We start from the raw sequence: 25,761 nt of genomic DNA, 5'->3' as shown, positions 1-25,761 counted from the left end.
GTACCGCATCCAGAGGACTAAATGCATGAGTAGGGGACGGTCAGCGGCCCGCGGGAGTGACGTTCAGCATCATCCCGGCCAGCCCGCGCGCCCGGACGGTCAGCTTCTTCGCCGCCTCCTTGAGCACGAGCGACGCCGGCGCGTCCGGCTCGGCCAGCACGATCGGAGTGCCCGCGTCGCCGTTCGAGACCACACGCGGATCCATCGGGACCTGCCCGAGCAGCGGCACCGTCGAGCCGACCGACTTCGACAGCGAGTCGGCCACGGACTGCCCGCCACCGGAGCCGAAGATCTCCATCTTCTGGCCGTCGGGCGTCTCCAGCCACGACATGTTCTCGATGACCCCGGCCACCCGCTGCCGCGTCTGCAGCGCGATCGCGCCCGCGCGCTCGGCCACCTCGGCGGCCGCCTGCTGCGGCGTGGTGACGACCAGGATCTCCGCGTTCGGGATGAGCTGCGCCACCGAGATCGCGATGTCGCCGGTGCCCGGCGGCAGGTCCAGCAGCAGGATGTCGAGGTCGCCCCAGAACACGTCGGCGAGGAACTGCTGCAGCGCGCGGTGCAGCATCGGCCCGCGCCACACCACGGGGGTGTTGCCCGGGGTGAACATGCCGATCGAGATCACCTTCACACCGTGCGCCTGCGGCGGCATGATCATGGTGTCGACCTTGGTCGGCTTCTCCCGCGCGCCGAGCATCCGCGGCACCGAGTGCCCGTAGATGTCCGCGTCCACCACGCCGACGGACAGCCCGCGTTCGGCCATCGCGGCCGCGAGGTTCACCGTCACCGAGGACTTGCCGACGCCGCCCTTGCCGGACGCGACGCAGTAGACGCGCGTCAGCGAGCCGGGCTGCGCGAACGGGATCACCGGTTCGGCGGCGTCACCGCGCAGGGATTTTCGCAGCTCCGTGCGTTGCTCGTCGCTCATCACGTCGAGCTCGACCCGGACGTCGTTGACGCCGGGGAGCTTCTTGACGGCTTCGGTGGTGTCGTTGGTCAGCGTCGCCTTCAGCGGGCAGCCGGCGACCGTCAGGTAGATCCCGACGGTGACCACACCGTCCGAGCCGACCTCCACGTCCTTGACCATGCCGAGTTCGGTGATCGGTTTCTTGATCTCCGGGTCGTACACGGCCTTCAGCGCGGTGCGGACATCGTCGACGCTGGGGAGTTGCTGCGTACTGGTCACAGGTCCATGTTACGTACCGGTAGGCGTGCGGTCGGGTTTGGCCTTGCGCGGCTTGGCGTCGAGATCCTCACGGAGCCGGTCGAGCTCGCCCCGCAGGAAGTCCCGGGTGGCGACCTCGCCGAGCGCGATCCGCAGCGACGCGAGCTCCCGCGCGAGGTATTCGGTGTCGGCCTTCGTCTGCGCGGCGCGGTTCCGGTCCTCGTCGAGGGAGACGCGGTCGCGGTCGTCCTGCCGGTTCTGCGCCAGCAGGATCAGCGGCGCGGCGTACGCGGCCTGCGTCGAGAACGCCAGGTTCAGCAGGATGAACGGGTACGGGTCCCACCGCAGCGAGACCGCGACCAGGTTCAGCACGATCCAGACGATGACGATCAGCGTCTGCCAGAACAGGTACTTGCCGGTGCCGAGGAACCGCGCGATCCGTTCGGTGAACCGGCCGAACGAGTCGGGGTCGATGTTCAGCCTGAACCGGCTCTGGCCGCGGGGCTGGTCGAGCCGCCGCCCGGACGTCAGTTCAGGCACGTTCGGCCTCCTCGGTGATCTCGCCGGTGATGTCGTGCAGCCCGGTCTCGCGCCAGTCCTCCGGGAGCAGGTGGTCGAGCACGTCGTCGACGGTGACCGCGCCGAGCAGGTGGTCCTCGGCGTCCACCACCGGCCCGCAGGTGAGGTTGTAGGCGGCGAAGTAGCGCGTGACCTCGGACAAGGTGGCCTTCGGTCGCAGCGCGGGCAGCTGGGAGTCGATGGCGGCCGCCACCATCTCCGCGGGCGGCTCGCGCAGCAGCCGCTGGAAGTGGACGACGCCGACGAAGCGCCCTGTCGGCGTCTCCGTCGGCGGACGGCAGACGAACACCATGCTCGCCAGCGCCACCGGTAGGTCCGCGTTGCGGATGTGCGCGAGCGCCTCGGCGATCGTCGCGTCCGGGGTCAGCACCACCGGCTCGGGGGTCATCAGACCGCCCGCGGTGTCGGAGGAGTACTCCAGCAGCCGCTTCACCGGCGCCGACTCCTCGGGTTCCATCAGCTCCAGGAAGCGGTTCTGCTCGGCGGGCGCCAGTTCGGCCAGCAGGTCGGCGGCGTCGTCGGGGTCCATCGCTTCGAGGATGTCGGCGGCGCGTTCCTCGGCGAGATAGGACAGCAGTTCCTTCTGGTCGTCCTCGGGAAGCTCCTCGATGACGTCGGCGAGGTGCTCGTCGTCCATCGCGTCGGCTACCTCGTGCCGTCGTTTGAGCGGCAGATCGCGGACCGTGGCGGCGACGTCGGCCGGGCGCATCGTGTCGAACAGCATCAGCAGCTGCGCCGCGCCCTGGGTCTGGCCGGTCAGATCGGTGAGCCCGAGCCCGGACACCTCCGACCACGGCAGAACCTGCATCGCCGAACGTCGCCTGCCGAGCCCGAGCCTGCTCGACCGTTCGCGGATCGCGAGCTTCGCGAGCACCCAGTCCCGCGTCCGCGTCGGTTCCATGGCGGCGTCGACGACGGTGATCCTGGTGTCCGAGCCCGCGAGCGTGGCGTACGCGTCGAAGAGCTGCCCGACCACCAGCACCTCGTTGGGCCGCTGGTGGAAGCGCCGCATGTTCACCGATCCGGTGGCGAGCGTGACCGCGCTGGGCTCGATCGAGGTCACCCGCAACATCGGCACGAACACGCGGCGCCTCGTCGTCAGCTCGACCACGATGCCCAGGATCCGCGGCGGCTGCTGATCGAGGCGCAGGCCCGCCACCAGGTCCCGCACCTTGCCGATCGATTCGCCATCGGGCCCGAAAACCGGCAAACCGGCCAGCTGAGCTGCGAATACCCTGTTCACGGCTGCCATGCCCGAAGGTTATCCGCTCCCGGGGCCCGCGACGATTCGTGTGATCACCGCAATGCCCAGGCCGCGATTCCGGGGACGGCGGCGTAGGCCGGGTCTTCGGCGATGGTCTCGGGCGAGGCGCCCTCGGCGAGGTCTTCGTACAGCCAGGTCCAGTTCTGCACCGCGCGCACGAGCGTCCACGCCCGCGCCCGCTCCGCGTCCACCCCGGCCGCCGCGCAGAACCACTTGAGCTTGTCGTCCATTGTGGACTCTTCCGCGCGGTTCCAGAGGATCGAGATCGCGCCGAACTCCAGATCACCCGAAAGCGGCTTCGGGTCGATCACCAGCCACGGTTCGCGCGTCCCGGCGAGGACGTTCTCGAAGTGCAGATCCTCGTTCACCATCAGCTCACCGGCTTCCGGGCCGAGGTTCACGCAGATTTCCACCGCGGCGTCGAGGTACTTGCGCTCGAACGGTTCGCCCAGTTCGCTCCAGGTCTCCGGGAGTTCGGTGACCAGCTCCGCGGCCTCTTCTCGAAGAGATCGCTGCAGTGTTTCGGGAGCGGGGACGGCCAGCCGCCGCGCCAGCGCGCCGACGGTCTCGACGGCCTCCTGGATCGGCTCCGTTTCCAACGACCGGGTGGCGTCGAGCCGCTCCAGGAGCAGCACACCGTCCTCGGGCACGTTGTCGTACATCAGGACCGCGCCCTGACCGGCCCAAGTGGACAGTGCGAGCGGTTCGTCGCCGGACTCCTCGTGCGGCCAGCCGAGTTTGAGGATCGCGGGGGAGCCGTCCGCCCGGCGCACGGGCTGCGCGACGCCGACGAAACCGTGCATGGCCTCGCCGTCGTATTCGAGTTGCCACTTGGCGGTGTACTTCTCGGCGAGGAACGGGAGGGAATCGAGCCACTCGGCGGCTCCGGGGCCGAGTTCGGCGGCGCGGTCGAGGAACTTCGGCGGGATCTTGAAACCGGTCACGGACCCACCTTGGCAGGCCTGTCCACCGTGTTTCCCTCGTGACTCGCCGGGCGTACCGTGAACAGCGAGAACAACCCCGGGAGCAGCCATGGTGGTGGAGATTCTCAGTGCGGTCGCCGTCGCGGGCGGAGCTTGGCTCGCGGCCAGCCTTCGCGTGGTGAAACAGTACGAACGCGGTCTCGTGTTCCGGTTCGGGCGGGTGCGCCCGGCCATCCGGGAGCCGGGGCTCGCGCTGCTGGTGCCGATCGCGGACAGACTGCAGAAGGTCAACATGCAGATCGTCACGATGCCGATCCCCGCACAGGACGGCATCACCCGCGACAACGTCACCGTGCGGGTGGACGCGGTCGTGTACTTCAAGGTGATCGACCCGGTGCTGGCCGCGGTCAACGTGCAGGACTACCGCTCGGCCGTCGGCCAGGTCGCGCAGACCTCGCTGCGGTCGATCATCGGCAAGAGCGACCTGGACGACCTGCTGTCCAACCGCGAACGGCTGAACGAGGGCCTCGAGCTGATGATCGACAGCCCGGCGCTGGACTGGGGCATCCACATCGACCGGGTCGAGATCAAGGACGTCGCGCTGCCGGAGTCGATGAAACGCTCGATGTCACGCCAGGCCGAAGCCGAACGCGAACGGCGGGCGCGGGTCATCTCGGCCGACGGGGAGCTGCAGGCGTCGTACAAGCTCTCGCAGGCGGCGGCGACCATGGCCGACACCCCGGCGGCGCTGCAGCTGCGCTTGCTGGAGACGGTCGTGCAGGTGTCGGCGGAGAAGAACTCGACGCTGGTCCTGCCGTTCCCGGTGGAGCTGCTGCGCTTCCTGGACGCGAACACGCCCAAGAAGGAGGCGCTTCCGGAGGACGCGCCGGCCAACGGTCAGGTTGCGCCGGCGCCGAGGGAACCGGGCGACGTGGGTCAAGTTCCGTGAGCGGTATCCGGGTTGCGAAAGCCACTTTCGCAACGTTGAAGGTTGCGAAAGTGGCTTTCGCAACATCGGCCGTGACCGGGCCCGGCCCCGCCCGGACGAGGCCCGCCGCTCACTCGAGCTCGCCGTTCACCCCGAGGATGATCATCGTCCCGATGAACCCGACGTACAGCGCGATGACGACGTACGCGATGACCACCGCCGCGAGCGCGATGCCGCGTCCGCCCGCTTCGCCGCGGTTCGCCTTCGCCAGCCCGATGTGCCCCAGGATCAGCCCGACGATCACGGTCACGCACGAGCAGATCCCGACGAGCGAGCACACCAGCCCGGCGATCGCCATCCCGTTGTCCTGCGAACGCGGGGGTGCCGCCATCGCGTACGGGTTGTACGGCTGCGGCGGCGGATAAGCGGCAGGCAACGGCACGGGCGTGTACACCGGAGGAACCGAAGTGTCCGGAGCCGTGAAGGGCGGCGGGACGGGCTCGGCGGTCAGCGGGTCGATGGTCTGCCCGTACGTCTCGACCGGGACGGGAGTCTGCTCGGGAACAGGAGCCGGGTCGGGCGTGGAAGCCGAAGGCACTTCGAACGGGGCGGGCGGCACGAACGGCGGGGGCGGGGTGAACGGCTCCGGCGGCTGGAACGGCTGCGGGCTCGACGCGGTCTCGGACGCCGAGGACGCGGAAGTCGGATCCGAGAAGGTGTTCGAGTCGGTGTAGGACGACGTCGACGGTGTGTCCTGCGAGTCGGAACTGCTCATCCGGTTGGCCCCCTGGTTCGTGCGGGACACCACCGTATCGTCCGGGGACGGGTCACGAGACGCCCGCGGCACCGATCGCGAGCACCACGAAGATGAACCACAGGATGACCGGGATCAGCCACAGCCCGGTGACGACGTACCCGATGATCATGCCCGCCTGCGCCATGCCCTGGCCGCCGGCTTCACCGCGTTTGGCCTTCGAGAGCGCGATATGCCCGAAGATGATCCCCAGGATCGCCGGGAAGCACATGAGCAGCCCGATCAGCGAGCACACCAGCGACGCCACCGCCATGCCCTGGTCCGGCGGCCGCACATAGGCCTGCTGGACGTAGTACTGCTGCGGCGGCGGCTGGTACGGCTGGAGTCCGTAGGGCTGCTCGAACTGCCCGGACGGCTGATGCCCGTACGGCTGCTGCCCATACGGGTCGTGCGGATTCGTCATGCTGGTCCCCTCGTAGACGAGGACCGTATCGCTACCGGAAAGCGCCGTGTTTCGCGGCGACGTTGAGCAGGACCGGGATCGCGATGGCGCACAGGACGATCATCAGGTAGCCGACGATGAACGCGGCGAGCGCCATGCCCTTGCCGCCGGCCTCACCGCGCCGGGCTTTCGCGAACGCGACGTGCCCCAGGACGATCCCCGGGATCACGGACACCAGCCCGATCAGCCCGAAGAGTGAAAAGATCAAGGCGACCGTCGCGAGGCCGGAATCCTTGCTCCGCGCCGGAGGCTGGTTCGGGAAGGCGTACTGCTGTTGCGGCGGGAACCCGCCGAAAGGCTGCTGAGCCACGTTTCGTCCCCCTCGGACTGTGATCGGCTTGTCACTGTAGTGGCATGCTCACGGATGGCGTACGCGTGACTGCGCTCATAGCGAGGTACCACGTCAGACGGCATACTCACCGGTAACCCAGCGCCGGGAGCCCGGTGCGCGCGAATTTAGGAGCAGCGATGGCTCGCCTCGCCCAGACCGCCGGCTTGACCGACGTGCAGTCCGAAATCCTGGCCACGGTCCGCCAGTTCGTGGACAAGGAGGTCATCCCGCGCGCGCAGGAGCTCGAGCACTCCGACACCTATCCCGCCGAAATCGTCGAGGGGATGAAGGAGATGGGCCTGTTCGGGCTCACCATCCCGGAGGAGTACGGCGGCCTCGGCGAATCGCTGCTGACCTACGCGCTCGTGGTCGAGGAGATCGCGCGCGGCTGGATGAGCGTCTCCGGCGTCATCAACACGCATTTCATCGTGGCGCACATGATCTCCCGTCACGGGACGCCGGAGCAGAAGCAGCACTTCCTGCCGCGGATGGCGACCGGCGAGGTCCGCGGCTCGTTCTCGATGTCCGAGCCGGACCTCGGCTCCGACGTCGCCGCGATCAAGACCCGCGCCCGCAAGACCGACGACGGTTACGTCATCGACGGTTCGAAGATGTGGCTGACCAACGGCGGCAGCTCCAACCTGATCGCGCTGCTCGTCAAGACCGACGAAGGAGCGGAGAAGGCCCACCAGAACCTCACCACGTTCCTGATCGAGAAGCCCGAGGGCTTCGGCGAGGTCGCGCCCGGCCTCACCATCCCCGGCAAGATCGACAAGATGGGTTACAAGGGCGTCGACACCACCGAAGCCGTGTTCGACGGCTACAAGGTCGGTGCCGACAAGGTCCTCGGCGAAGCGCCGGGCAAGGGCTTCGCGTACATGATGGACGGTGTCGAGGTCGGCCGCGTCAACGTCGCCGCCCGCGCCTGCGGTATCGCGATCCGCGCGTTCGAACTCGCGGTGGAGTACGCCCAGCAGCGCAAGACCTTCGGCAAGGCGATCGCCGAGCACCAGGCGATCGCGTTCAAACTCGCCGAGATGGCCACCAAGGTCGAGGCCGCCCACCTGATGATGGTCAACGCCGCCCGCCTCAAGGACTCCGGCGCGCGCAACGACGTCGAGGCCGGCATGGCGAAGCTGATCGCGAGCGAGTACTGCGCCGAGGTCACCCAGGACTCGTTCCGCATCCACGGCGGCTACGGCTACTCCAAGGAGTACGAGATCGAGCGCCTCATGCGCGAGGCGCCGTTCCTGCTCATCGGCGAGGGCACCAGCGAGATCCAGAAGACCATCATCAGCCGCGGTCTGCTCCGCGAGTACAAGTCCCGCTCCTGAACGTTCGCGCCTTTCGCCCGTCCTTGAGAAGATGGACCAGGACGGGCGAGAGGTGATTACGTGAGTGCTCCCTTTGGCGGAAGCGGCCGGGCCGCGGGTGGGCTGCCCAGGCTGCCGACACCGCCTTCCGGCTGGCCGATCGGTTCCTACGCGACGTACGGCGAAGCCCAGCAAGCCGTCGGCTTCCTCGCGGAGAAGGAGTTCGGGGTCACCGACGTGACCATCGTCGGTGTCGACCTGATGCTCGTCGAGCGCGTCGTCGGCAGGCTGAGCTGGGGACGGGTGCTGGGCACCGGCGCGGTGTCCGGCGCGTGGTTCGGACTGATCATCGGACTGCTGCTGGGCATGTTCAACAACCAGGGTTTCGCCTGGCAGCCCATGATCGGCGGGCTCGTGCTCGGCATCCTGGCGTGGACGGTCTTCGCCGCGATCAGTTACAGCATGTCCCGCCGCGACTTCTCCTCCGCGAGCCAACTGGTCGCCGGCCGTTACGACGTGCTCTGCCAGCCGCGTTCGGCCGAACAGGGCCGTGAGCTCCTGGCCCAGCTGGCGTTGGGCGGCCGCCCCGCCGGATGACATTCGGCGGTACTCGTTCACCTGTTCGTCGTGCAGTCCGCTGAATCGTTACCGATACTGCTTGCGGGCGGTGATCGCCCGGAATAGGTTGCACAACACCAGTCGGGCGGTCATGTACTCCAGCGTGTCCGCCCGAGCACTAGCACGTCGGGGTGCTGGCGCGCGGGCTTCTTCAACGCGTCCTAGTGCCGCCGTTCCCCAGGCGTGCGCGGGTGAGGAGGCCTCATGGGGAAGAGGATGAGCGCGAGCCGGAGGGGCCGCTCACCAGGCCGCACCGGCTCGCTACTCGGCGCGACAGCGCTGACGGTCGGCCTGCTGGCGGGCTGCGGTTCGGATGCCGGACTGAAGATCAACGTCTACTACGCGCCCGAAGACAATTTCCAGTCCGTTGTGGACGATTGCACGAAGGCCTCGGGCGGGCGGTACGAGGTCGTCTACAACAAGCTCCCGCGACCGGCCGACGGCCAGCGGGAACAGATGGTGCGCCGCCTGGCCGCCGGGGACGATTCGCTCGACGTACTGGGGCTGGACGTCACGTGGGTCTCGGAGTTCGCCGAGGCGGGCTGGATCGACGAATGGACGGGCGAGGCCAAGGCCGAGGCGACCGAGGGTGTCCTGCCGGGACCGCTCGAAACCGCCACGTGGAACGGAAAACTCTACGCGGCGACCAAGAACACCAACGTCCAGTTGCTCTGGTACGACGACCGGCTGACGCCGACGCCGCCGAAGACCTGGGACGAGATGATCGACCAGGCGAAGGCGCTCAAGGCGCAGGGCAAACCGGCGAACGTCGTGTTCACCGGCGCGCAGTACGAGGGCCTCGTCGTCATCTACAACACGCTCGTCGAGTCCGCGGGCGGCAAGATCCTTTCCGACGACGGTAAGTCGGTCGTGATGGACGCCGGTGCGATCAAGGCGCTGGAGATGCTCAAGAAGGTCACCACGGCCGGGATCACCGACCCGTCGCTGACCAACTCGAAGGAGGACGAGGTCCGCCAGTCCTTCCAGCGCGGCAACGCGGCCTTCGAATTGAACTGGCCGTTCGTCTACGCCTCCTACGCCAAGGAGAAGAAGGACGAGCTGAAGCACTTCAAGTGGACCACCTATCCGCAGCTCGAAGCGGGGAAGCCCGCCAAGACCACGATCGGTGGCTACAACCTGGCGGTCAGTTCGACCTCGAAGCACAAGGCCGAGGCCACTGAGGTCGCGCTGTGCCTGCGCAGCGCGAAGAACCAGAAGTTCTCCGCGCTCAAGGACGGCGTCCCGCCGACGATCGAATCGCTCTACACGGACACGCTGCCGCTCGACGCGACGGCGCCGCAGAGCGACGACAACCCGAGTATGGAAACGAAGTACCCGATGCGGGAGACGATCCTGGACGCACTCAAGGACGCGGCGGTCCGTCCGCTGACCCCGGCGTACCAGAACGCTTCGACGGTGTTGTCGAAGGTGCTTTCCCCGCCTTCTGAAATCGATCCGCAGAAGACGGCGGAGAAGCTGAAGGAACAGCTCGCCGACGCGCTCCAGTCGAAGGGAGTGATCCCGTGACCGTGCAGGAGACCGCCGGTGCGGCGACCGCGAGCAAACCGGGCAAGAAGGCGAAACCGGTTCTCAGCGAAGGAAAGAAGGCCGAGCGCAGGCTCGGGCTGTGGTTGTGCGCCCCGGCGGCGATCGTGATGATCGCGGTCACCGGGTACCCGATCATCTACTCGATCTGGCTCTCCCTGCAGCGCTACGACCTCAGGTTCCCGGCGCAGCAGGAGTTCGTCGGCCTCGACAACTACATCGCGGTGCTGTCCAACGGCTATTGGTGGACGGCGTTCGGGACGACGATGGGGTTGACCATCGTCTCGGTGGTGATCGAGTTCGTGCTGGGCATGGGCCTGGCGCTGATCATGCACCGGACGCTCGTCGGCCGGGGCCTCGTGCGGACGGTCGCCCTGATCCCGTACGGCATCGTGACCGTGGTCGCCGCGTTCTCCTGGTACTACGCCTGGACGCCGGACACGGGCTATCTGGCCAATCTGTTCTTCCCGGACAGCGCGCCGCTGACCGAATACTGGCCTTCGCTGGCGATCATCGTGCTGGCCGAGGTGTGGAAGACGACGCCGTTCATGGCGCTGCTGCTGATGGCGGGGCTGGCGCTGGTGCCGGACGACCTGCTGAAGGCCGCGTCGATGGACGGTGCGACGGCGTGGCAGCGGTTCACGAAGGTGATGCTGCCGGTGATGAAACCGGCGATCCTGGTGGCGCTGCTGTTCCGCACCCTGGACGCGTTCCGCATCTTCGACAACATCTTCGTGCTCACCAACGGGGCGCAGGACACGTCGTCGGTGTCGATGCAGACCTACAACAACCTGGTCAAGGGGTTGAACCTCGGGATCGGGTCGACGATGGCGGTGCTGATCTTCATCACGGTGGCGATCATCGCGTTCATCTTCATCAAGGTGTTCGGCACGGCCGCACCCGGTAGTGACAATGGGGGTAAGCGCTGATGGCCATCGGTGGAGCGGTCACTCCCGGCCGCAAATTCAAATGGGGCCTCGTCGACCTCCTGGTCCTCGTGTTCGCGCTGTTCCCGGTGCTCTGGGTGGTCTCGCTTTCGTTCAAGACCAAGGAGACCTTGGACGACGGGAACTTCATCCCGTCGGAATGGACGTGGCAGAACTACGCCGACATCTTCGAGACCACGGAGTTCATCAGGGCACTGGTGAACTCGATCGGCATCGCGATCATCGCGACGGTGATCGCGGTCGTCCTCGGCACGATGGCGGCGTACGCGATCGCGCGGCTGGACTTCCCCGGCAAGCAGGTGCTGGTCGGGATGTCGTTGCTGATCGCGATGTTCCCGCAGGTCTCGCTGGTGACGCCGCTGTTCAACATCGAACGTGAGCTGGGGTTGTTCGACACCTGGCCGGGGCTGATCCTGCCCTACATCACGTTCGCGCTGCCGCTGTCGATCTACACGCTTTCCGCGTTCTTCCGGGAAATCCCGTGGGAGCTGGAAAAGGCGGCGAAGATGGACGGCGCGACCCCGGCGCAGGCGTTCCGGAAGGTGATCGCGCCGCTGGCGGCACCGGGCGTGTTCACCACCGCGATCCTGGTGTTCATCTTCTGCTGGAACGACTTCCTGTTCGCGATCTCGCTGACCTCGACCGAGGCCTCGCGCACGGTCCCGGCGGCGTTGTCGTTCTTCACCGGGTCCTCGCAGTTCGAAGACCCGACCGGGACGATCTCCGCGGCCGCCGTGGTGATCACCGTCCCGATCATCCTGTTCGTGTTGTTCTTCCAGCGTCGCATCGTGGCGGGGCTGACGTCCGGTGCGGTGAAGGGCTGACCCATGGCTGAAATCGTTCTCGAAAAAGTGTCCAAGAAGTACCCCGACGGCGCCCTCGCGGTGTCCGAAGTGGACATAACGATCGCCGACGGTGAGTTCATCATCCTGGTCGGCCCGTCCGGCTGCGGCAAGTCCACGACGCTGAACATGGTCGCCGGCCTGGAGGACATCTCCTCCGGCGAACTGCGCATCGACGGACAGCGCGTCAACGAGAAGGCGCCCAAGGACCGGGACATCGCGATGGTGTTCCAGTCCTACGCGCTGTACCCGCATATGAGCGTGCGGGAGAACATGGCGTTCCCGTTGCGGCTGGCCAAGGTCGACGACCGGACGGTGCGGGCCAAGGTCGAGGAGGCGGCGCAGATCCTCGATCTGACCGGGCATCTCGACCGCAAGCCGGCGAACCTCTCCGGCGGGCAGCGGCAGCGCGTCGCGATGGGGCGCGCGATCGTCCGCAACCCCAAGGCGTTCCTGATGGACGAGCCACTGTCCAACTTGGACGCCAAGCTCCGCGGCCAGATGCGGACCTCGGTGTCGAAGATCCAGAAACAGCTGGGCACGACGACGCTCTACGTCACGCACGACCAGACCGAGGCGATGACCCTCGGCGACCGGGTCGTCGTGCTCCGGGCGGGCTACGTGCAGCAGATCGGGTCGCCGCAGTTCCTCTACGACAACCCGGCGAACCTGTTCGTGGCCGGATTCATCGGCAGCCCGTCGATGAACTTCGTACCCGCCACGCTGGAGAACGGGACCGCCCGCAGCGCGCTGGGCGACATCCCGCTCACCGACCGGGTGCGGCAACTGGCCGAAGCCGCCGACGCGCCGCGTGAGGTCATCGTCGGTATCCGGCCGGAGCATTTCGAGGACGCCGCGCTGGTGGACGCCAACGCCCGGCAGGGTGCGACGTTCACCGCCCATGTCGACGTCCTCGAGTCGATGGGTTCGGAGAAGTTCGCGCACTTCTCGGTCGAAGGTGAGGCCGCGTCGTCGTCCGACCTCGCGGATCTCGCCGCCGACAGCGGATCCTCGGACGTTCCGGGCGCCGAGTCGCAGATCGTCGCCCGTCTCTCGGCGGCGTCTTCCGCGGCGGAGAACCAGAACGTGGAGCTGTGGTTCGACGCGGACAAGATCAAGTTGTTCGACGGGGCCAGCGGCAAGAACCTGACCTACACCGACTAGGTCTCCTGTAGCGCGTGAAGACCCCTTCCCTCGGCTCAGCCGCGGGAAGGGGGCCTTCACGCGAGTCACGTGCGCCTAGGCGTAACTCGCGTGATTGAAGCCGTAACTCGCGTGTCTCGAGGCGGAAGGCTCGGTGTGGTCCGGTTCGCCGCCCAATCACGCGAGTTCCGCCTTCAATCACGCGAGTTCGCCGTCCGATCACGCGTGTGCGGCATTCACGCGACTCCCCACCTTCAGCGGTTTACGTCACACGAGGTGATCGGGAATCCTCCCCGGTACCGAGAGAAGGGCGCCTGCCTTGCCGAAGATGCTTTCACGCCGTCTCCTGCAGGGCCTGATCGGCGCGGTCCTGCTCACCACGCTCGCCCCGGCCGTCGCCTGGGCCGAACCCCCGCAGGCACTGCCGTCGAACGCGACCGAGGCCGACCGCACCTGGCAGCCCGCGTTCGATTACGACACCGACGGCTGCTACCCGACCCCCGCGATCTCGCCCACCGGCGCGGTGGCGACCGGACTCAAGAACTCCGGAGCCCTCAACGGGCAGTGCCGGGACCGGTCCGACCTCGACAACACCAACTCCTACGCGCGATCGAAGTGCAACAACGGCTGGTGCGCCCACCTGTACGACCTGTACTTCGAAAAGGACCAGGCCGTCCCGCTCGTCGACTGCTGCGGGCACCGGCACGACATCGAACACGTCGTCGTCTGGGTCAACGAGGGCCAAGCCCGGTACGTCTCGACGTCCGCGCACGGCAACTACTCGACTTACGACCGCTCGAAGGTCTCCTGGGAGGGGACGCACCCGAAGATCGTCTATCACAAGGACGGCGCGAGCACCCACTGCTTCCGCATCGCGAGCGCGACCGAGCCGCCGGAGAACCACTACAACGCCTGGCAGTACCCGGATCTCGTCAGCTGGGACGGATTCCCGCCCGGTATCCGCGACACGCTCGTCCGCGCCGACTTCGGCAGCGCGAGCCTCGCGATCAAGGACGGCTCGTTCGCATACAACCTCGGCAAGGCCAAACCGGCAGGCATCCCCTTCGATCCCAACGCCTGAGGCCGGCTCAGTACTCGCTCTCGGGCAGGGCGAGCCACAGCACGAGATAGACGATGAACTGCGGCCCGGGCAGCAGGCAGGACAGCACGGCGAGCAGGCGGACCTTGCCCGGCGTGGTGCCGAAACGTTTGGCGATCCCGGCGCAGACGCCGCCGATCATGCGGCCCTGGCGCGGTCGGGTCAAGCGGGCGGCTACGGGGTTCGTCACGGGTCTTCCCTCTCTGTCATCACTGTGTGTGAAACCCATTTTCGTCGAGTGGCGGTCGGCCCGCATCCCACCGCGGAACGAAACGCACCCCTAAGGGCGTGAAATCGAGGTAAAGCACCCACCTGGGAAAACGCGGCGAGCCCTGTGTTCTTCGCCCGTAGGGGGTGGTGTTCCCGGATCTTTTGACGATACTGCTCCGGTGCCCCCGAAGAGACTGAGCGCAGTACTCTGCGGCCTGTTCCTCACCGCGGCCTGTGCCACGCCCGAACCGGCGGTGCCTTCGCCGACCACGGCGGGCGACGAGGCCTTGACCGCTTCCGAGGCGCTCGGCGAATACTCGTCGCTCGATTACTGCAGCCTTGTCGACCAGCGGAAAGTGATCGGCGGCGGAAACGCGGTCAAACCGCCGCTGTCCTCTTTCGAGTTCTGCCGCCTCGAATTCGTCGAGGGCGCCAATCGCTACACCGTGACCACCGGCCCGATCACTTCCGGGCAGGATCCGAACAATCAGCCCTACGAATACGCCGGGCCGCTGCCGGAGGGCCTCAGCGTCCAGCAGTCGACGTTCAACGAGGACACCGTCTGCACGCGGCTGCTCACCTTCGCCGACGGGATCCGGCTGTCCGTCGCCGTCACCTCCGACGACAAGGCGCCTGCCGACCAGGCCGACCGGTGCCGGACCGCGGACGCGACGGTCGGCAGCGCGGCCGGGGTGATCGCAGCGCGCACGGTCGGGCGGCTGAACCTGGACCAGCGCTCGTGGGGCCGCGTCGCCCCGTGCGCGCTGCTCGACCAGCACGAACTCGACGCCGCCGCCGGAGCGGAGACCAAACCGGCCCCGGCGCTGTCCGGGCACAGCTGCATCCGCGGCAAGGTCAGCTTCTCGCTGTCCGTCGGCGCGGACACCACGCCGGGCGCGACGGAGGCGCTGGGCGGGCGGCAGGCCCAGGTCGCCACTTCCGGCGCGTTCTGCCAGGTGACCACGCACCGGCCGATCCCGGGCACCCCGGACCGGGTCGAGCAGGCGGCGCTTTCCGTGGTCGGTGTCGACGGGGCGGCGGAGGACGTCACGTGCGGGGCGGCACGGGAGGTCGCCGCCGCCGTGTTCCCGAAGCTCCCCTGACGCATTTCGTCCTCTGGATGCGGTCCTTGCACGCGCAAGGATCGCATCCAGAGGACGAAATGCGGGGTCAGGAGCGCAGCTTCGGCAGCCGGAAGGAACACATCACTTCGTCCAACGCCTCGAAGTCCAGCGGCGGATGCGGCAGCGGGGTCGCGCGGCCGGGTTCGGCGCGCAGGCCGTCCAGCAGCATCGCGAGGCACCGTCGCCACAGGTCCGGCTGGATACCGTGCGTGAACTCGATGACGGAGCCGATCATCTGGTGCAGGAGCGGCATGTCCGTCGGCACGAAATCGGCGCGGAGCACTCCGGCCGTCTGAGCCCGTTCGACGAGCTGTGTGATCAACGGCACCATGCGCGATTTCGCCTCGGCGACGCGCTCCTGGCCGAAGACGTTCGACAGCATGACTTCCCGTAACCCGCGGTCACCGGCGTGCAGTTCGGCCGCGCGCCAGGTGAAGTCCGCGAAGCCGTCCCATGGGTCTTCGGCGCGAAGCGCTTCTTCGGCGAACTCGCGGATCGTCTCGAACTGGTCGACGAACATCGCCTCGACCAGGTGTTCCTTGCTGGGAAAGCGGCGATAGACGGTGCCGACGCCGACGCCCGCGTGATGCGCGACGTCGTCGAGTGTCGCTTCGAGCCCGCGCTCGCCGAAGACATCGCGTGCTGCCGCGATGATGCGTTGCCGATTGAGTTCAGCGTCGCGCCGCAGCGGCCGCGCCGGTGCGGCGGGAGCGAGGTCCCGAGCCATTCGTCCAGCTTAACAAACGAAGTAGAGGACACTTCTCCACTTCTTGTGTACCTTGGGCGCGGAAAGGGGAGATACCTACTCCACATAGCTTCTTCGTCACTATCGGTGAGGAAACCGCCCGTATGTCTGACTCATCCACCGCTGTCGCCACGCCGCCGGGGGACGCGGCCGCGCAGCACTCCAACCCGCACCACGCCAGGAGATGGCTGATCCTGGTGATGATCGGGCTCGCCCAGCTGATGGTGGTGCTCGACGCCACCGTCGTGAACATCGCGCTCCCGTCGGCGCAGCAGGACCTCGGATTCTCGAACGACGCCCGTCAATGGGTCGTCACCGCCTACGCGCTCGCGTTCGGCAGCCTGCTCCTGCTGGGCGGGCGGCTCGCGGACCTCTTCGGCCGCAAACGCGCGTTCCTCGTCGGGCTCGCCGGCTTCGCCATCGTCTCCGCGATCGGCGGCGCCGCGAGCAGTATCGAAATGCTGCTCGTCGCCCGCGCGGCACAGGGTGTCTTCGGCGCGCTTCTCGCCCCGGCGGCCCTTTCGCTGCTGACCACGACGTTCACCGATCCGAAGGAGCGCGGCAAGGCGTTCGGTGTCTTCGGCGCCATCGGTGGTGGCGGCGCGGCGATCGGCCTGCTGCTCGGCGGCGTGCTGACCGAGTACCTCGACTGGCGCTGGTCGATGTACGTCAACATCATCTTCGCGGTGATCGCGTTCGCCGGTTCGTTCGTGCTGCTGAAGAACTCCGAGACCGAGGGCCCGCGCCCGAAGCTCGACATCCCCGGCACGATCACCGCGTCGGCCGGCCTCTTCGCACTCGTCTACGGTTTCGCGAACGCCGAGCGCGACTCGTGGTCCTCGATCTCGGTGTGGGGTTTCCTCGCCGCCGGTGTCGTGCTGCTCGCCGCTTTCGTGGTGAGCCAGCAGCGTGCCGAACATCCGCTCCTGCCGCTGCGCGTGCTGCTCGACCGCGACCGCGGCGGGTCGTACCTCGCGATGTTCCTGCTCGCCATCGGGATGTTCTCGATCTTCCTGTTCCTCACCTTCTACATCCAGCTGAACCTCGGGTTCACGCCGGTGCAGAGCGGTGTCGCGTTCCTGCCGATGGTGGCCACCCTGATGGCCAGCGCGACGTCGGCGACGGCCGTGTTACTGCCGAAGTTCGGCGCGAAACCGTTGGTGTCATTGGGAATGCTGATCGCGGGGGCCGGACTGTTCTGGCTCTCGGCCATCGACGTCACGAGCACGTACACCGGCGGGGTGCTGTTCCCGCTGATGGTCATGGGCGTCGGTATCGGCCTCGCGATGGCGCCCGCGATGAGCGTCGCGACCTTCGGCGTCGACACGCACGACGCCGGTGTCGCGTCGGCGGCGGTCAACACCGCGCAGCAGGTCGGCGGCTCGATCGGGACCGCGCTGCTGAGCACGCTGGCCGGTAACGCGGCGACGTCGTTCACGGCAGGGAAGGTGCCTTCGGCGCAACTGGCTGCCGAAGCGGCGGTGCACAGCTACACGACCGCTTTCGTGTGGGGCGGGTGGATCTTCGTCATCGGTGCGGTGATCTGCGGGCTGCTGCTGCGGTCGGGTGCTCCGGCGAAGGCTCCTGAAGGCGCTTCGGAGGGTGCGCCGGTCGCCGTGCACATGTAGGCCCCTCGAATGCTAGGAAAGGACCGTTCCTTGCAAAATTTGCAAGGAACGGTCCTTTCCTAGCACGGGGTGGGGGCGTCAGCGGGACTGTGACCGCACCGCCTCGAAGACCTCGTCGTCCCACCGGTGCGTCCGGATCAGCCGGTACCGTTCGCACGCCACCCACAGATACGCCTCGGCGTCCGTCCGCGCACCGATCAGGTCCGCCTGCCGCAGCATCGCCACCACCGGCACGAACTCCTCGTCGAACCACCGCTGCGCCAGCGTCGCCCGGTCCGAGTACGCCCCTTCGTCCTGCATCAGCCGGAAACCCCACGCCTCCACGTGCTCGCCGAGCCGCGCGTAGTCCCACGGATCGGTGAACACCACCGAAGCCCGCGCGTGCCCCGAAAGCGGGACGCGCTCCAGGAACAGCCGCCGGTAGTCCTTGACGATCAGGTCGCCGCGGTACCGGATCCCGCTCGGGTCCAGTTTGGTCCGCACCTCGGTGACCATCGCCTCTATTGTGGACAGTCGCATCGCGTGCGCCACCGAGACGCGATGATGCCCGTCGATGATGAAATGCAGTTCGCCGACGCGGTACACCTCGATCGGCGGGATCGACTCGCCGCGCCGGGTCGCGAGCGCCAGGCGCTCCCAGCGTTCGCGCACCCGCCCCGACGTCGGGCGGAAACGGCGGTCGAAGTCGCGGCCGCGATCGACGCTGCCGACGATCGAGTCGAGCCGGATCACCCGTGCCCCGATCTTCCGCTCGCCGAGATAGCCGAGCGCGTCGACCACCTCGTGGAACGGCAGCATGATGTTCACGTCGTCCGGCTCGCGGCGCAGCCAGTTCGCCAGCCGTGACAACACCTGACGTCGTCGCGCGCGGAGGAAGTCGTGTTCCGCGTCCGCGCGGGGAAAACCGGTGTCCTTCATACGAACTCCATGATCCGGTGCCCGACCACGTTGCGTACCGTGGTCCCGCCGACCACCCGGTCCGGCACGGGTTCACCGTGCGGGTGGATATGCCCGTGCAGCAACCATTTCGGCCGCAACAACTCGATCGTGCGATGGAGACAGTCGAACCCGCGATGCGGCGGATCCTCGCGGTCGCCGCAGTGCCGCGGAGGCGCGTGCGTGAGCAGGACGTCGACGTCCCGGCCGTCCCGCCAGCGACGGAACCGGGCTCGGCGCACCAGCCTCCGGGCACGCCGAGCCTGCTGGCGTTGCGTCCACTGGTTCGGGCCGTCGTTGTAGCGGACCGAGCCGCCGAGCCCGGCGAACCGCAGCCCGCCGACGTCGACGATCCGGCCATCCGCGTTCACCCCGCCCGCTGGCCCGGGCCACACCGCGGGGAAACCGTCCTTCATGGACAGTCCGCCGTAGCGGGTGTAGCCGGACAGGTCGGGGTCGTGGTTACCGGGGACGAACACGCACGGCACGTCGAGCGCGCCCGCCAGGAACTCGAGGTAGTCGTACGGCAGGTCGCCGGCGCCGATCACGAGGTCGGCCGGGTGGTTGCGGACGGCGGACGTCCACAGCCGCTCTTCGACCTCGTCCGCGACCACCAGCGCTTTCATGCGCTCCAGGGTAAGCCCGGCGGCGCTACTTCGGGCCGTGCGCGAACGCGGGGTCCTTGGCGATGATCGCGATCACGATGCCGAGCCAGACGACGCAGAAGGCCAGCGCCCAGAACTTGAGGTTGGTCAGGATCCTTGGCATGAGGGAACTCCAGAACTACCGAAAGGGGAAGAAAGGTCAGAGCCAGCGGTTCTTCCTGAATATTCGGTAGAGCAGGATGCAGACGCCGAAGATGACCGTCATCGCCACCGGGTACCCGAAGCGCCAATGCAGCTCGGGCATGTAGTCGAAGTTCATCCCGTAGATGCCGGCGAGCGCCGTCGGGACCGCGATGATCGCCGCCCACGCGGTGATCTTGCGCATGTCCGTGTTCTGCTGGAGCGTGATCTTCGCCAGCGTGGCGTCCACCAGGGTGGTCAGCAGCTCGTCGAAGTTCGAGACCCGCTCCGCCACGGTCGTCAAGTGGTCGGAGACGTCGCGGAAGTAGGAACGGACCTCGTCCGGGATGAGCCGCGTGTAGCCCTCGGCGAGCCGCTGCAGCGGGGTGCCGAGCGGCATGACCGCGCGGCGCAGTTCGAGCACCTCGCGCTTCATGAAGTAGATCTGCTCGGCGCTCACCTTGGAGCGCGGCGCGAAGACGTGCGTCTCCATCTCGTCGATGTCCGACTCGATCGCGGTGGTGACGTCGAGGTAGTGGTCGACGACGTGGTCCGCGATCGCGTGCAGCACCGCGGACGGCCCGAGGTCGAGCCGCTCCGGATCCTGGTCGAGTTCGCGGCGCAGCCTCGCGAGCCCCGAGTGGTTCCCGTGCCGCACGGTGATCACGAAATCACGGCCGAGGAAGGCCATCAGCTCGCCGGTCTCGACGATCTCGTTCGCCGTCGCGGGCGACTCGTGCTCGACGTACCGGACGGTCTTCAGCACCATGAACAGCGTGTCGTCGTAGCGCTCCAGCTTGGGCCGCTGGTGTGCTTCGAGAGCGTCCTCGACGGCCAGCTCGTGCAGTCCGAAGGTGTCCGCGATGCCCTGGATCTGGACCGCGTCGGGCTCGTGCAGGCCGATCCAGACGAACCCGGCGTGCCGCTTGCGCACCTCTTTGATGGCCTCGGCGTGCGTCCAGCGCCCAGGCAGGCGCTTGCCCTCCACGTACACCGCGCAATCGACGACGTACGCCGAAAGGGGGACGGGCAGCGGGCGTTCGGGGACGCTCTTGGCGCGGCCGTTGCTCCGGCCGCGAAGGCCGCCGAGCGAGGGGATGGCAGGCATGGGATCTCCTGGGCAGACGTCGTGCGTTGGTGCGCGAAGACGACGGGCCAAGCGGTCGGGGGGCCGCTCGGCTAGGCCAGCGTTCCCGGTTTCGTCAGCCCTGCCAGGTGGGGATCCGGCGAGATGTGAAGGCGGAAACGCTGCGACTACTAGGAAGCGGACTATCGCCACTGGACATCGGGTTCCTCACCTCCTTCGGCTCGGCGGACGGTTACGCAGTGGTGTGGGTCGCGTTGACGACCCGACACCAATGGTTGAGGGTACTCCTCAACACGAAGGCCTGTCGTTCCAGGCTCACGCCGCGTTACTCGTGCAGGAGGAATGGGTGCAGTTCGGTCGCTATTACGAAGAGTTCGAGGTCGGTGCGGTCTACAAGCACTGGCCGGGCAAAACGGTCACCGAGTACGACGACCACCTGTTCTGCCTCATCACCATGAACCACCATCCGCTGCACCTCGACGCGCATTACGCCGAGGAGACCACCGACTTCGGCAAGAACGTCGTGGTGGGCAACTACATCTACTCGCTGTTGCTGGGGATGTCGGTGCCGGACGTGTCCGGCAAGGCGATCGCCAACCTCGAGGTCGAATCGCTGAAACACGTGAAGCCGACCTTCCACGGCGACACCATCTACGGCGAGACCGAGGTGCTGGACAAGACGCCGTCGAAGTCGAAGGACGACCGGGGCGTCGTCTACGTCGAGACCCGCGGTTACAAGCAGGACGGCACGATCGTCTGTGTGTTCCGTCGCAAGGTGATGGTGCCGAAGCGGTCTTACGGTGACACCCGGGGCGGTGAACAGCCCGGCCGTCCCGTGCCGCACGAATAATGGGTGTCACGAACGGGAAAAGGGAGCGCGTCGATGCCCATCGGGCTGGATGAGATCAAGAGCCGCCTGCGGAAGTTCGCGACGGTCGAAGCGGCCGGTGTTTCGCCGCTTTACGAGCACCTGGCGGCGAAGGCGGCCGAGGACGACGACGTCGCCGGGCTGCTGGCCGACGCCCGTGGCGGTGAAGCACGCGGAACACTGCTCATGGCGACCGCGCACCGCCTCATCCAGGCCGACCCCATCCACCCGCTCTCGCGGTACTACCCGTCCGTCGGCGGTTTCGACGGCGTGGACTCGGAGACGTGGCCCTTGTTCCGCTCGTTCCTGCTGGAGCGGGCGGACAAGGCGCGCGCGATCATCTCCTCGCGGTACACGCAGACGAACGAGGTCCGCCGGGCCGCGCTGCTCTATCCCGCGGTGACGGCGGCGGCGAAGGAGGCGGGCGGCAAGATCGCGCTGCTCGAAGTCGGCTGCAGCGCGGGCCTGCTCCTCGGCCTGGACAAATACGCCTACCGCTACCAGTGCGACGGCGGCGAACAGCTCACCGCCGGGCCCGCGAAGACCGCGGTCGGCCTGCACTGCGCGCTGGACCTCGCGCCCGGCGCCGTCACGCCGAAGGTGCCGAAGAAGCTGACGATCACGGCCCGAGCCGGACTCGACCGCGCCCCGGTGGACCTGGCCGACGAAGACGAACTCGCGTGGCTCGAAGCCTGTGTCTGGGCCGACCAGCCGGATCGGATCCGGCTCCTGCGCACGGCCGCGGCGGCACAAGGCAAGCAACGCCCTGAGCTGATCGCCGGCGATGCCGTCGACGATCTCGCCTCGGCGGCCGCCACGCTGCCCGCCGACGCGCCGCTCGTCGTGCTGACCAGCCACGTGCTGGCGTACCTGGGGGAGCGGCGGGCCGGCTTCCTCGAAGCGCTCCGGAAGCTCGCCGCGGACCGGCCGTTGTGGTGGGTCAGCGAGGAGTTCTACGCCGCCGCGCTGGAGCCGCTGATGCCCGGCAGGACCGATCTGGCCGAACCGGCGGACCAGGCCGTGCTCGGGCTCGTCCGCTGGGATGCCGGCGTCCCGGACGTGCGGGCGCTGGCCAGAACGGCGCCGCACGGGCAACGGATGACCTGGCTGCCGGTTTAGCGTTTCCGTGGGTCGCTGACGGCGGCGGGCAGGCCGAGAGGCGTTGCGCCGCACTCACCGCGCCTTATGTGCCCAGTCCGTGAAGGCTTCCTTGAGGGACTCTGGGTCCCTCAAGGAGGCCTTCACGGACTTCGGGCCGGTAGGACAGAGGTCAGGCTGGGGTTACGCGTGATCAGACGGACGGCGTGCGTGAGCGGGCGGTCGGCGCGAACCCGGCCGGAGTCCCGTCAGCGACTGATGGTCGTTAGCGTTTCCGCTCGTCGAAGATGACGGGAAAGCATCGGCGAGGATAATTTTCACCTCTCGCGCCGCTTTATCCCCGCGTCTTTCACGAGCGCCCGGTCGGCAGCACTCCCCAGTCGCGGAGAGTGACGAACAGGAGTTCGGCCAGGTGGCCGCCTTTGTCGAGTTCGATCAAGGTTTCGGCGTCGATCCACCGGGCGTCGGTGGCGTCGTCCCCGGCACGGAGAGTGCCGCCGGTGACCGTGCAGGCGTAGTCGTGGATGTCGTACGGGCCGCGGCGGACGTTGCCGACAGGTGTGCCCGGTATCACGTCGAGCCCGGTCTCTTCGCACATCTCGCGAATGACGGCCGCTTCGTCCGTTTCGCCTGGTTCGACGCGTCCGCCGGGGACCGACCACAGTCCACGTCCGGGTTCATTCGCGCGCCGGATCAGCAGAATCCGGCCGAGTTCGTCATGGACGATGCCGCCGACACAGCGGACGGTGCTGTCCGAAACGGTGTTCATTCCCGAATGGTAGACGCGGGCTTCCTGACAATGGCTGTCCTGTACACGGAGAGTAGCCGTGCGGTACACTTCCCCCTGCCGGCTGACCCAAGCGCGGGACTTCTCTCCCGCGCCGGTGGAAGGTGCGGTACAAAATGAATGGTCAGTATCCGCAGTCAGTCACCGTAAGAGACAGGATTGATCGCTGTGAACGCGAAAAAGCTCCTCACTTTCGCAGGAATCGCGTTGGTGCTGTTCTTCGTGATCGCGCAGCCAGGTCAGGCCGCGGGCCTCGTGGGAAACATCATCGGCTTCCTGCGTGACTCGGCCGAATCGGTGATCACCTTCGTCAGCAACGTCTTCAGCTAGCGGAGGAGCGGATACTCTATCGGTATGTTCGCCCCACGCGATCCAGACGAGTATCTCCTCGACACCGAGCGGCGGGTCATCAGGATCCGCCGTCACTGGGCGGTGCTGCTGTGGGACACCTTCGAGGCGGTGGCCTTGCTGGCCATCTGCGTCCTGGTGTCCTACCTGCTGCCGCCCGCCGCGTGGGTCATCCAGAACATCCTCTGGTATGCCGCGTTGCTCGTCATCCTGCGCTTCGCGTACGTGGTGATGGAGTGGTGGGTCGAGCGACTGGTCGTCACGGACAAACGGTTCGTGATGACGACCGGCGTCTACACCACCAAGGTGCTGATGATGCCGATCACCAAGGTCACCGACCTCACCTACGAACGTTCGGCGTGGGGCCGGATGATGGGGTACGGGACGATGGTGGTCGAGTCCGCCGGTCAGATCCAGGCACTGAACCGCATCGACTACCTGCCGAAGCCGGAAGAGTTCTACGACACGATTTCCGAGCTCGTCTTCGGCGACAAGCAGAAGCAGGCCGAGCGCTTTTCGATGATCAAGGCGCAGCGTGCGGCCCGCGGCAAGAAGAAGGTCGGTTAGCGCAGGTCCCGGGGTCGCTGTGACCTGGCGCATCGTCGATACTGATCCGCGATGCGCATCGACCTGCACGCCCACTCCACCGCCTCCGACGGTACCGACAGCCCTGCCGGGCTGGTCGCCGCCGCCGCGAAGGCGGGCCTCGACGTCGTCGCGATCACCGATCACGACACCACGGCCGGCTGGGCCCCGGCCGCCGAGGCACTTCCGCCGGGGCTCACCCTGGTGCCCGGCGCCGAGCTGTCCACGATCTCCGTCGACCCGGTGACCGGGCGGCACATCAGCGTCCACCTGCTCGCGTACCTCTTCGACCCGGAGTCGACGGCGGTCGTCGCCGAGCAGACGCGGCTGCGGTCGGAGCGGCGTTGGCGGCTGCGGGTGATGGCCGAACGGATGGCCGCCGACGGTCTCCCGGTGGATCCCGACGAGGTCATGTCGCTGCTTCCCGAGGACGGTTCCGCCGGACGACCGCATCTCGCGCAGGCTTTGGTGCGTGCCGGTGTGGTCTCGTCGGTGAACGAGGCTTTCGGGAGCTACCTCGGCAATGGCAGCGGGTACTTCGTGGCGCGGCAGGACACGCTCGTCGAGGACGCGATCGACATGATCGCGGAGGCGGGCGGGGTCACCGTCATCGCGCATCCCTTCGCTTACACGCGCGGGGCGACCATCAGCGTCGACGTGCTCGCCGGGCTGGCCGAGCACGGGCTCACCGGTGTCGAGGTCGACCACCCGAACCATGACGAGGAGACCCGCGTGCGGCTGCACGGGCTGGCGGGGGAGCTGGGGCTCGTGCGCACCGGGTCGAGCGACTACCACGGCACGAACAAGACCATCGACCTCGGCGACGAGACCACCGATCCGCTCGCGCTCGAAGAGCTCGTCGCGCGGTCCACCGGCTATCAGGTCGTGACCCCGTGACGATCACGGACTTCTTCGACGCGCGCCTGTTCATGAGCGCGACGATCACGCTGATCGTCATCATGGACCCGCCCGGCACGGTGCCGGTGTTCCTCAGCCTGACCGGCCGCAAGTCGGTGGCGTTCCGCGCCAAGGCCGCGCGGCAGGCGGTGCTGGTGTCGTTGCTGGTGATCTCGCTGTTCGCCGTCGCGGGACAGGCGATCCTGTCGTACCTCGGCATCGGGATCCCGGCGTTGCAGGGCGCGGGCGGGCTGTTGCTGCTGCTCATCGCGCTGCAACTGCTGACCGGCAAGACCGGCGGCGAGGCCGAGGCGGCGGGTGACGACGTCAACGTCGCCCTCGTCCCGCTCGGGACGCCGCTGCTCGCCGGCCCGGGGGCGATCGCCGCGACCATCGTCTTCGTGCGGCAGGCCGATGGCCACGTCGGCGCGTACGTGGCTCTCGCGCTTTCGATCGTGACGGTGCACTTCGTGCTGTACCTGTGCATGCGGTACTCGGGCGTGGTGATCCGGCTGATCAAGGAAAGCGGGATCACGCTGCTGGCGAAGATCGCCGGTCTGCTGCTGGCCGCGATCGCGGTCGAGCTGGTGGCGAACTCGGTGAAGGGCTTCATCTCGGGCACGTGACGGCCGGGTGGTAGCAAAGGTCCCTTGCTCCTTCCGCCTCGCGCTCCCGCCTGCCCGATGCAATGAAAGGCTCTTTCCTTGCAA

29 protein-coding genes are annotated in these 25,761 nt (G+C 67.5%); 16 read left to right on the top strand and 13 right to left on the bottom strand.

Annotated features, from left to right (window positions below; all coding sequences use genetic code 11):
• Positions 1 to 40 precede the first annotated feature (40 nt).
• The 4 genes from ACSMFO_RS34915 to ACSMFO_RS34900 are packed head-to-tail and all read right to left on the bottom strand — an operon-like array spanning position 41 to position 3,952.
• Complete coding sequence (locus tag ACSMFO_RS34915) at positions 41 to 1,186, bottom strand: Mrp/NBP35 family ATP-binding protein (protein WP_037332142.1); 1,146 nt, start codon at positions 1,184 to 1,186, stop codon at positions 41 to 43.
• 9 nt (positions 1,187 to 1,195) lie between these two features.
• The gene (locus tag ACSMFO_RS34910) at positions 1,196 to 1,705 is read right to left on the bottom strand and encodes a DUF1003 domain-containing protein (RefSeq protein WP_037332140.1); all 510 of its coding nucleotides are present in this window, start codon (positions 1,703 to 1,705) and stop codon (positions 1,196 to 1,198) included.
• Positions 1,698 to 2,996: a magnesium transporter MgtE N-terminal domain-containing protein gene (locus ACSMFO_RS34905; RefSeq protein ID WP_038519074.1), complete on the bottom strand. Its 1,299-nt coding sequence runs from the start codon at positions 2,994 to 2,996 to the stop codon at positions 1,698 to 1,700. The genes ACSMFO_RS34910 and ACSMFO_RS34905 overlap by 8 nt, the downstream gene beginning before the upstream one ends.
• 44 nt (positions 2,997 to 3,040) lie before the next feature.
• Positions 3,041 to 3,952 (bottom strand): aminoglycoside phosphotransferase family protein, encoded by a 912-nt coding sequence (locus ACSMFO_RS34900; protein WP_436461928.1) that lies wholly within the window; start codon positions 3,950 to 3,952, stop codon positions 3,041 to 3,043.
• Positions 3,953 to 4,040: 88 nt separating this feature from the next.
• Between ACSMFO_RS34900 and ACSMFO_RS34895 the strand changes: the two genes are divergently transcribed.
• Complete coding sequence (locus tag ACSMFO_RS34895; RefSeq protein ID WP_436461927.1) at positions 4,041 to 4,880, top strand: slipin family protein; 840 nt, start codon at positions 4,041 to 4,043, stop codon at positions 4,878 to 4,880.
• 109 nt (positions 4,881 to 4,989) lie between these two features.
• Here the strand turns inward: ACSMFO_RS34895 and ACSMFO_RS34890 are convergent, their stop codons facing one another.
• Genes ACSMFO_RS34890 through ACSMFO_RS34880 form a run of 3 tightly spaced genes read right to left on the bottom strand, consistent with a single transcriptional unit; the run spans position 4,990 to position 6,425 of the window.
• Positions 4,990 to 5,634, bottom strand: coding sequence for a DUF4190 domain-containing protein (locus ACSMFO_RS34890; protein ID WP_436461926.1), 645 nt, complete (start codon positions 5,632 to 5,634; stop codon positions 4,990 to 4,992).
• Between the two features lie 52 nt (positions 5,635 to 5,686).
• Entirely contained in the window at positions 5,687 to 6,076 is a 390-nt protein-coding gene (locus ACSMFO_RS34885; RefSeq protein WP_038519068.1) for a DUF4190 domain-containing protein, read from the bottom strand.
• A gap of 31 nt (positions 6,077 to 6,107) precedes the next feature.
• Entirely contained in the window at positions 6,108 to 6,425 is a 318-nt protein-coding gene (locus ACSMFO_RS34880; protein ID WP_436461925.1) for a DUF4190 domain-containing protein, read from the bottom strand.
• 158 nt (positions 6,426 to 6,583) lie between these two features.
• Between ACSMFO_RS34880 and ACSMFO_RS34875 the strand changes: the two genes are divergently transcribed.
• From ACSMFO_RS34875 to ACSMFO_RS34845, 7 genes are all read left to right on the top strand, one after another.
• Entirely contained in the window at positions 6,584 to 7,780 is a 1,197-nt protein-coding gene (locus tag ACSMFO_RS34875; protein WP_360130562.1) for an acyl-CoA dehydrogenase family protein, read from the top strand.
• Between the two features lie 60 nt (positions 7,781 to 7,840).
• The gene (locus ACSMFO_RS34870) at positions 7,841 to 8,356 is read left to right on the top strand and encodes a general stress protein (RefSeq protein WP_073847524.1); all 516 of its coding nucleotides are present in this window, start codon (positions 7,841 to 7,843) and stop codon (positions 8,354 to 8,356) included.
• A gap of 225 nt (positions 8,357 to 8,581) precedes the next feature.
• The gene (locus ACSMFO_RS34865; protein WP_038519060.1) at positions 8,582 to 9,904 is read left to right on the top strand and encodes an ABC transporter substrate-binding protein; all 1,323 of its coding nucleotides are present in this window, start codon (positions 8,582 to 8,584) and stop codon (positions 9,902 to 9,904) included.
• Complete coding sequence (locus ACSMFO_RS34860; RefSeq protein WP_436461924.1) at positions 9,901 to 10,851, top strand: carbohydrate ABC transporter permease; 951 nt, start codon at positions 9,901 to 9,903, stop codon at positions 10,849 to 10,851. Before ACSMFO_RS34865 ends, ACSMFO_RS34860 begins: the two co-directional genes overlap by 4 nt.
• Complete coding sequence (locus tag ACSMFO_RS34855) at positions 10,851 to 11,693, top strand: carbohydrate ABC transporter permease (protein WP_038519055.1); 843 nt, start codon at positions 10,851 to 10,853, stop codon at positions 11,691 to 11,693. The genes ACSMFO_RS34860 and ACSMFO_RS34855 overlap by 1 nt, the downstream gene beginning before the upstream one ends.
• A gap of 3 nt (positions 11,694 to 11,696) precedes the next feature.
• Positions 11,697 to 12,875 (top strand): ABC transporter ATP-binding protein, encoded by a 1,179-nt coding sequence (locus tag ACSMFO_RS34850; protein ID WP_360095795.1) that lies wholly within the window; start codon positions 11,697 to 11,699, stop codon positions 12,873 to 12,875.
• A gap of 307 nt (positions 12,876 to 13,182) precedes the next feature.
• On the top strand, positions 13,183 to 13,935 hold the full coding sequence (locus ACSMFO_RS34845) for an NPP1 family protein (protein WP_436461923.1): 753 nt from the start codon (positions 13,183 to 13,185) through the stop codon (positions 13,933 to 13,935).
• Positions 13,936 to 13,942: 7 nt separating this feature from the next.
• Here ACSMFO_RS34845 and ACSMFO_RS34840 read toward each other — a convergent pair whose 3' ends face one another.
• Complete coding sequence (locus ACSMFO_RS34840; protein ID WP_073847526.1) at positions 13,943 to 14,182, bottom strand: PspC domain-containing protein; 240 nt, start codon at positions 14,180 to 14,182, stop codon at positions 13,943 to 13,945.
• Positions 14,183 to 14,342: 160 nt separating this feature from the next.
• On the opposite strand from ACSMFO_RS34840, the gene ACSMFO_RS34835 reads away from it, so the two are divergent.
• Complete coding sequence (locus ACSMFO_RS34835) at positions 14,343 to 15,266, top strand: hypothetical protein (RefSeq protein WP_436461922.1); 924 nt, start codon at positions 14,343 to 14,345, stop codon at positions 15,264 to 15,266.
• 67 nt (positions 15,267 to 15,333) lie between these two features.
• On the opposite strand, the gene ACSMFO_RS34830 is transcribed toward ACSMFO_RS34835, so the two are convergent.
• On the bottom strand, positions 15,334 to 16,014 hold the full coding sequence (locus ACSMFO_RS34830; protein WP_436461921.1) for a TetR/AcrR family transcriptional regulator: 681 nt from the start codon (positions 16,012 to 16,014) through the stop codon (positions 15,334 to 15,336).
• Between the two features lie 122 nt (positions 16,015 to 16,136).
• Between ACSMFO_RS34830 and ACSMFO_RS34825 the strand changes: the two genes are divergently transcribed.
• On the top strand, positions 16,137 to 17,660 hold the full coding sequence (locus ACSMFO_RS34825; RefSeq protein WP_436461920.1) for an MFS transporter: 1,524 nt from the start codon (positions 16,137 to 16,139) through the stop codon (positions 17,658 to 17,660).
• A gap of 78 nt (positions 17,661 to 17,738) precedes the next feature.
• Here the strand turns inward: ACSMFO_RS34825 and ACSMFO_RS34820 are convergent, their stop codons facing one another.
• The 3 genes from ACSMFO_RS34820 to corA all read right to left on the bottom strand — a co-directional run bounded on the left by ACSMFO_RS34820 (position 17,739) and on the right by corA (position 20,489).
• On the bottom strand, positions 17,739 to 18,578 hold the full coding sequence (locus ACSMFO_RS34820; RefSeq protein WP_037332111.1) for a ParB N-terminal domain-containing protein: 840 nt from the start codon (positions 18,576 to 18,578) through the stop codon (positions 17,739 to 17,741).
• Positions 18,575 to 19,222, bottom strand: a complete 648-nt coding sequence (locus ACSMFO_RS34815) for a metallophosphoesterase family protein (RefSeq protein WP_037332110.1) — start codon at positions 19,220 to 19,222, stop codon at positions 18,575 to 18,577. The genes ACSMFO_RS34820 and ACSMFO_RS34815 overlap by 4 nt, the downstream gene beginning before the upstream one ends.
• 178 nt (positions 19,223 to 19,400) lie before the next feature.
• Positions 19,401 to 20,489 carry a magnesium/cobalt transporter CorA gene (gene corA / locus ACSMFO_RS34810; protein WP_038519039.1) on the bottom strand — a complete coding sequence of 363 codons (1,089 nt, stop codon included), beginning with the start codon at positions 20,487 to 20,489 and terminating at the stop codon, positions 19,401 to 19,403.
• 250 nt (positions 20,490 to 20,739) lie between these two features.
• On the opposite strand from corA, the gene ACSMFO_RS34805 reads away from it, so the two are divergent.
• Together ACSMFO_RS34805 and ACSMFO_RS34800 are read left to right on the top strand one after the other, a co-directional pair.
• Positions 20,740 to 21,318, top strand: coding sequence for a MaoC family dehydratase (locus ACSMFO_RS34805; protein ID WP_016331476.1), 579 nt, complete (start codon positions 20,740 to 20,742; stop codon positions 21,316 to 21,318).
• A gap of 33 nt (positions 21,319 to 21,351) precedes the next feature.
• Complete coding sequence (locus ACSMFO_RS34800; RefSeq protein WP_436461919.1) at positions 21,352 to 22,455, top strand: DUF2332 domain-containing protein; 1,104 nt, start codon at positions 21,352 to 21,354, stop codon at positions 22,453 to 22,455.
• A gap of 328 nt (positions 22,456 to 22,783) precedes the next feature.
• Here ACSMFO_RS34800 and ACSMFO_RS34795 read toward each other — a convergent pair whose 3' ends face one another.
• Positions 22,784 to 23,203, bottom strand: coding sequence for an NUDIX hydrolase (locus ACSMFO_RS34795; protein WP_038519033.1), 420 nt, complete (start codon positions 23,201 to 23,203; stop codon positions 22,784 to 22,786).
• Positions 23,204 to 23,389: 186 nt separating this feature from the next.
• Here ACSMFO_RS34795 and ACSMFO_RS34790 point away from each other — a divergent pair, with 186 nt between their 5' ends.
• The 4 genes from ACSMFO_RS34790 to ACSMFO_RS34775 are packed head-to-tail and all read left to right on the top strand — an operon-like array spanning position 23,390 to position 25,677.
• Positions 23,390 to 23,551, top strand: coding sequence for a hypothetical protein (locus tag ACSMFO_RS34790; protein ID WP_005167589.1), 162 nt, complete (start codon positions 23,390 to 23,392; stop codon positions 23,549 to 23,551).
• 24 nt (positions 23,552 to 23,575) lie between these two features.
• The gene (locus ACSMFO_RS34785; RefSeq protein WP_016331479.1) at positions 23,576 to 24,136 is read left to right on the top strand and encodes a PH domain-containing protein; all 561 of its coding nucleotides are present in this window, start codon (positions 23,576 to 23,578) and stop codon (positions 24,134 to 24,136) included.
• A 51-nt stretch (positions 24,137 to 24,187) separates the two neighbouring features.
• Positions 24,188 to 25,051 (top strand): PHP domain-containing protein, encoded by an 864-nt coding sequence (locus ACSMFO_RS34780; protein WP_436461918.1) that lies wholly within the window; start codon positions 24,188 to 24,190, stop codon positions 25,049 to 25,051.
• Positions 25,048 to 25,677: a MarC family protein gene (locus ACSMFO_RS34775; protein ID WP_016331481.1), complete on the top strand. Its 630-nt coding sequence runs from the start codon at positions 25,048 to 25,050 to the stop codon at positions 25,675 to 25,677. Before ACSMFO_RS34780 ends, ACSMFO_RS34775 begins: the two co-directional genes overlap by 4 nt.
• Positions 25,678 to 25,761: the final 84 nt, after the last annotated feature.

It is taken from the genome of Amycolatopsis sp. w19 (genome assembly GCF_051373225.1).
In the GTDB taxonomy this organism is placed as follows: Bacteria; Actinomycetota; Actinomycetes; order Mycobacteriales; family Pseudonocardiaceae; genus Amycolatopsis; species Amycolatopsis japonica.
The sequence above is the reverse complement of the archived record's forward strand: the minus strand, read 5'-3'. Positions and strand labels throughout refer to the sequence as shown.

Coding starts and splice junctions, on each gene's coding strand:
- ACSMFO_RS34905 (WP_038519074.1), bottom strand. CDS start 2,996: ATGGCAGCCGTGAACAGGGTATTCGCAGCTCAGCTGGCCGGTTTGCCG.
- ACSMFO_RS34895 (WP_436461927.1), top strand. CDS start 4,041: ATGGTGGTGGAGATTCTCAGTGCGGTCGCCGTCGCGGGCGGAGCTTGG.
- ACSMFO_RS34890 (WP_436461926.1), bottom strand. CDS start 5,634: ATGAGCAGTTCCGACTCGCAGGACACACCGTCGACGTCGTCCTACACC.
- ACSMFO_RS34885 (WP_038519068.1), bottom strand. CDS start 6,076: ATGACGAATCCGCACGACCCGTATGGGCAGCAGCCGTACGGGCATCAG.
- ACSMFO_RS34875 (WP_360130562.1), top strand. CDS start 6,584: ATGGCTCGCCTCGCCCAGACCGCCGGCTTGACCGACGTGCAGTCCGAA.
- ACSMFO_RS34865 (WP_038519060.1), top strand. CDS start 8,582: ATGGGGAAGAGGATGAGCGCGAGCCGGAGGGGCCGCTCACCAGGCCGC.
- ACSMFO_RS34855 (WP_038519055.1), top strand. CDS start 10,851: ATGGCCATCGGTGGAGCGGTCACTCCCGGCCGCAAATTCAAATGGGGC.
- ACSMFO_RS34850 (WP_360095795.1), top strand. CDS start 11,697: ATGGCTGAAATCGTTCTCGAAAAAGTGTCCAAGAAGTACCCCGACGGC.
- ACSMFO_RS34845 (WP_436461923.1), top strand. CDS start 13,183: ATGCTTTCACGCCGTCTCCTGCAGGGCCTGATCGGCGCGGTCCTGCTC.
- ACSMFO_RS34840 (WP_073847526.1), bottom strand. CDS start 14,182: ATGGGTTTCACACACAGTGATGACAGAGAGGGAAGACCCGTGACGAAC.
- ACSMFO_RS34830 (WP_436461921.1), bottom strand. CDS start 16,014: ATGGCTCGGGACCTCGCTCCCGCCGCACCGGCGCGGCCGCTGCGGCGC.
- ACSMFO_RS34825 (WP_436461920.1), top strand. CDS start 16,137: ATGTCTGACTCATCCACCGCTGTCGCCACGCCGCCGGGGGACGCGGCC.
- ACSMFO_RS34820 (WP_037332111.1), bottom strand. CDS start 18,578: ATGAAGGACACCGGTTTTCCCCGCGCGGACGCGGAACACGACTTCCTC.
- ACSMFO_RS34815 (WP_037332110.1), bottom strand. CDS start 19,222: ATGAAAGCGCTGGTGGTCGCGGACGAGGTCGAAGAGCGGCTGTGGACG.
- corA (WP_038519039.1), bottom strand. CDS start 20,489: ATGCCTGCCATCCCCTCGCTCGGCGGCCTTCGCGGCCGGAGCAACGGC.
- ACSMFO_RS34805 (WP_016331476.1), top strand. CDS start 20,740: ATGGTTGAGGGTACTCCTCAACACGAAGGCCTGTCGTTCCAGGCTCAC.
- ACSMFO_RS34800 (WP_436461919.1), top strand. CDS start 21,352: ATGCCCATCGGGCTGGATGAGATCAAGAGCCGCCTGCGGAAGTTCGCG.
- ACSMFO_RS34795 (WP_038519033.1), bottom strand. CDS start 23,203: ATGAACACCGTTTCGGACAGCACCGTCCGCTGTGTCGGCGGCATCGTC.
- ACSMFO_RS34785 (WP_016331479.1), top strand. CDS start 23,576: ATGTTCGCCCCACGCGATCCAGACGAGTATCTCCTCGACACCGAGCGG.
- ACSMFO_RS34780 (WP_436461918.1), top strand. CDS start 24,188: ATGCGCATCGACCTGCACGCCCACTCCACCGCCTCCGACGGTACCGAC.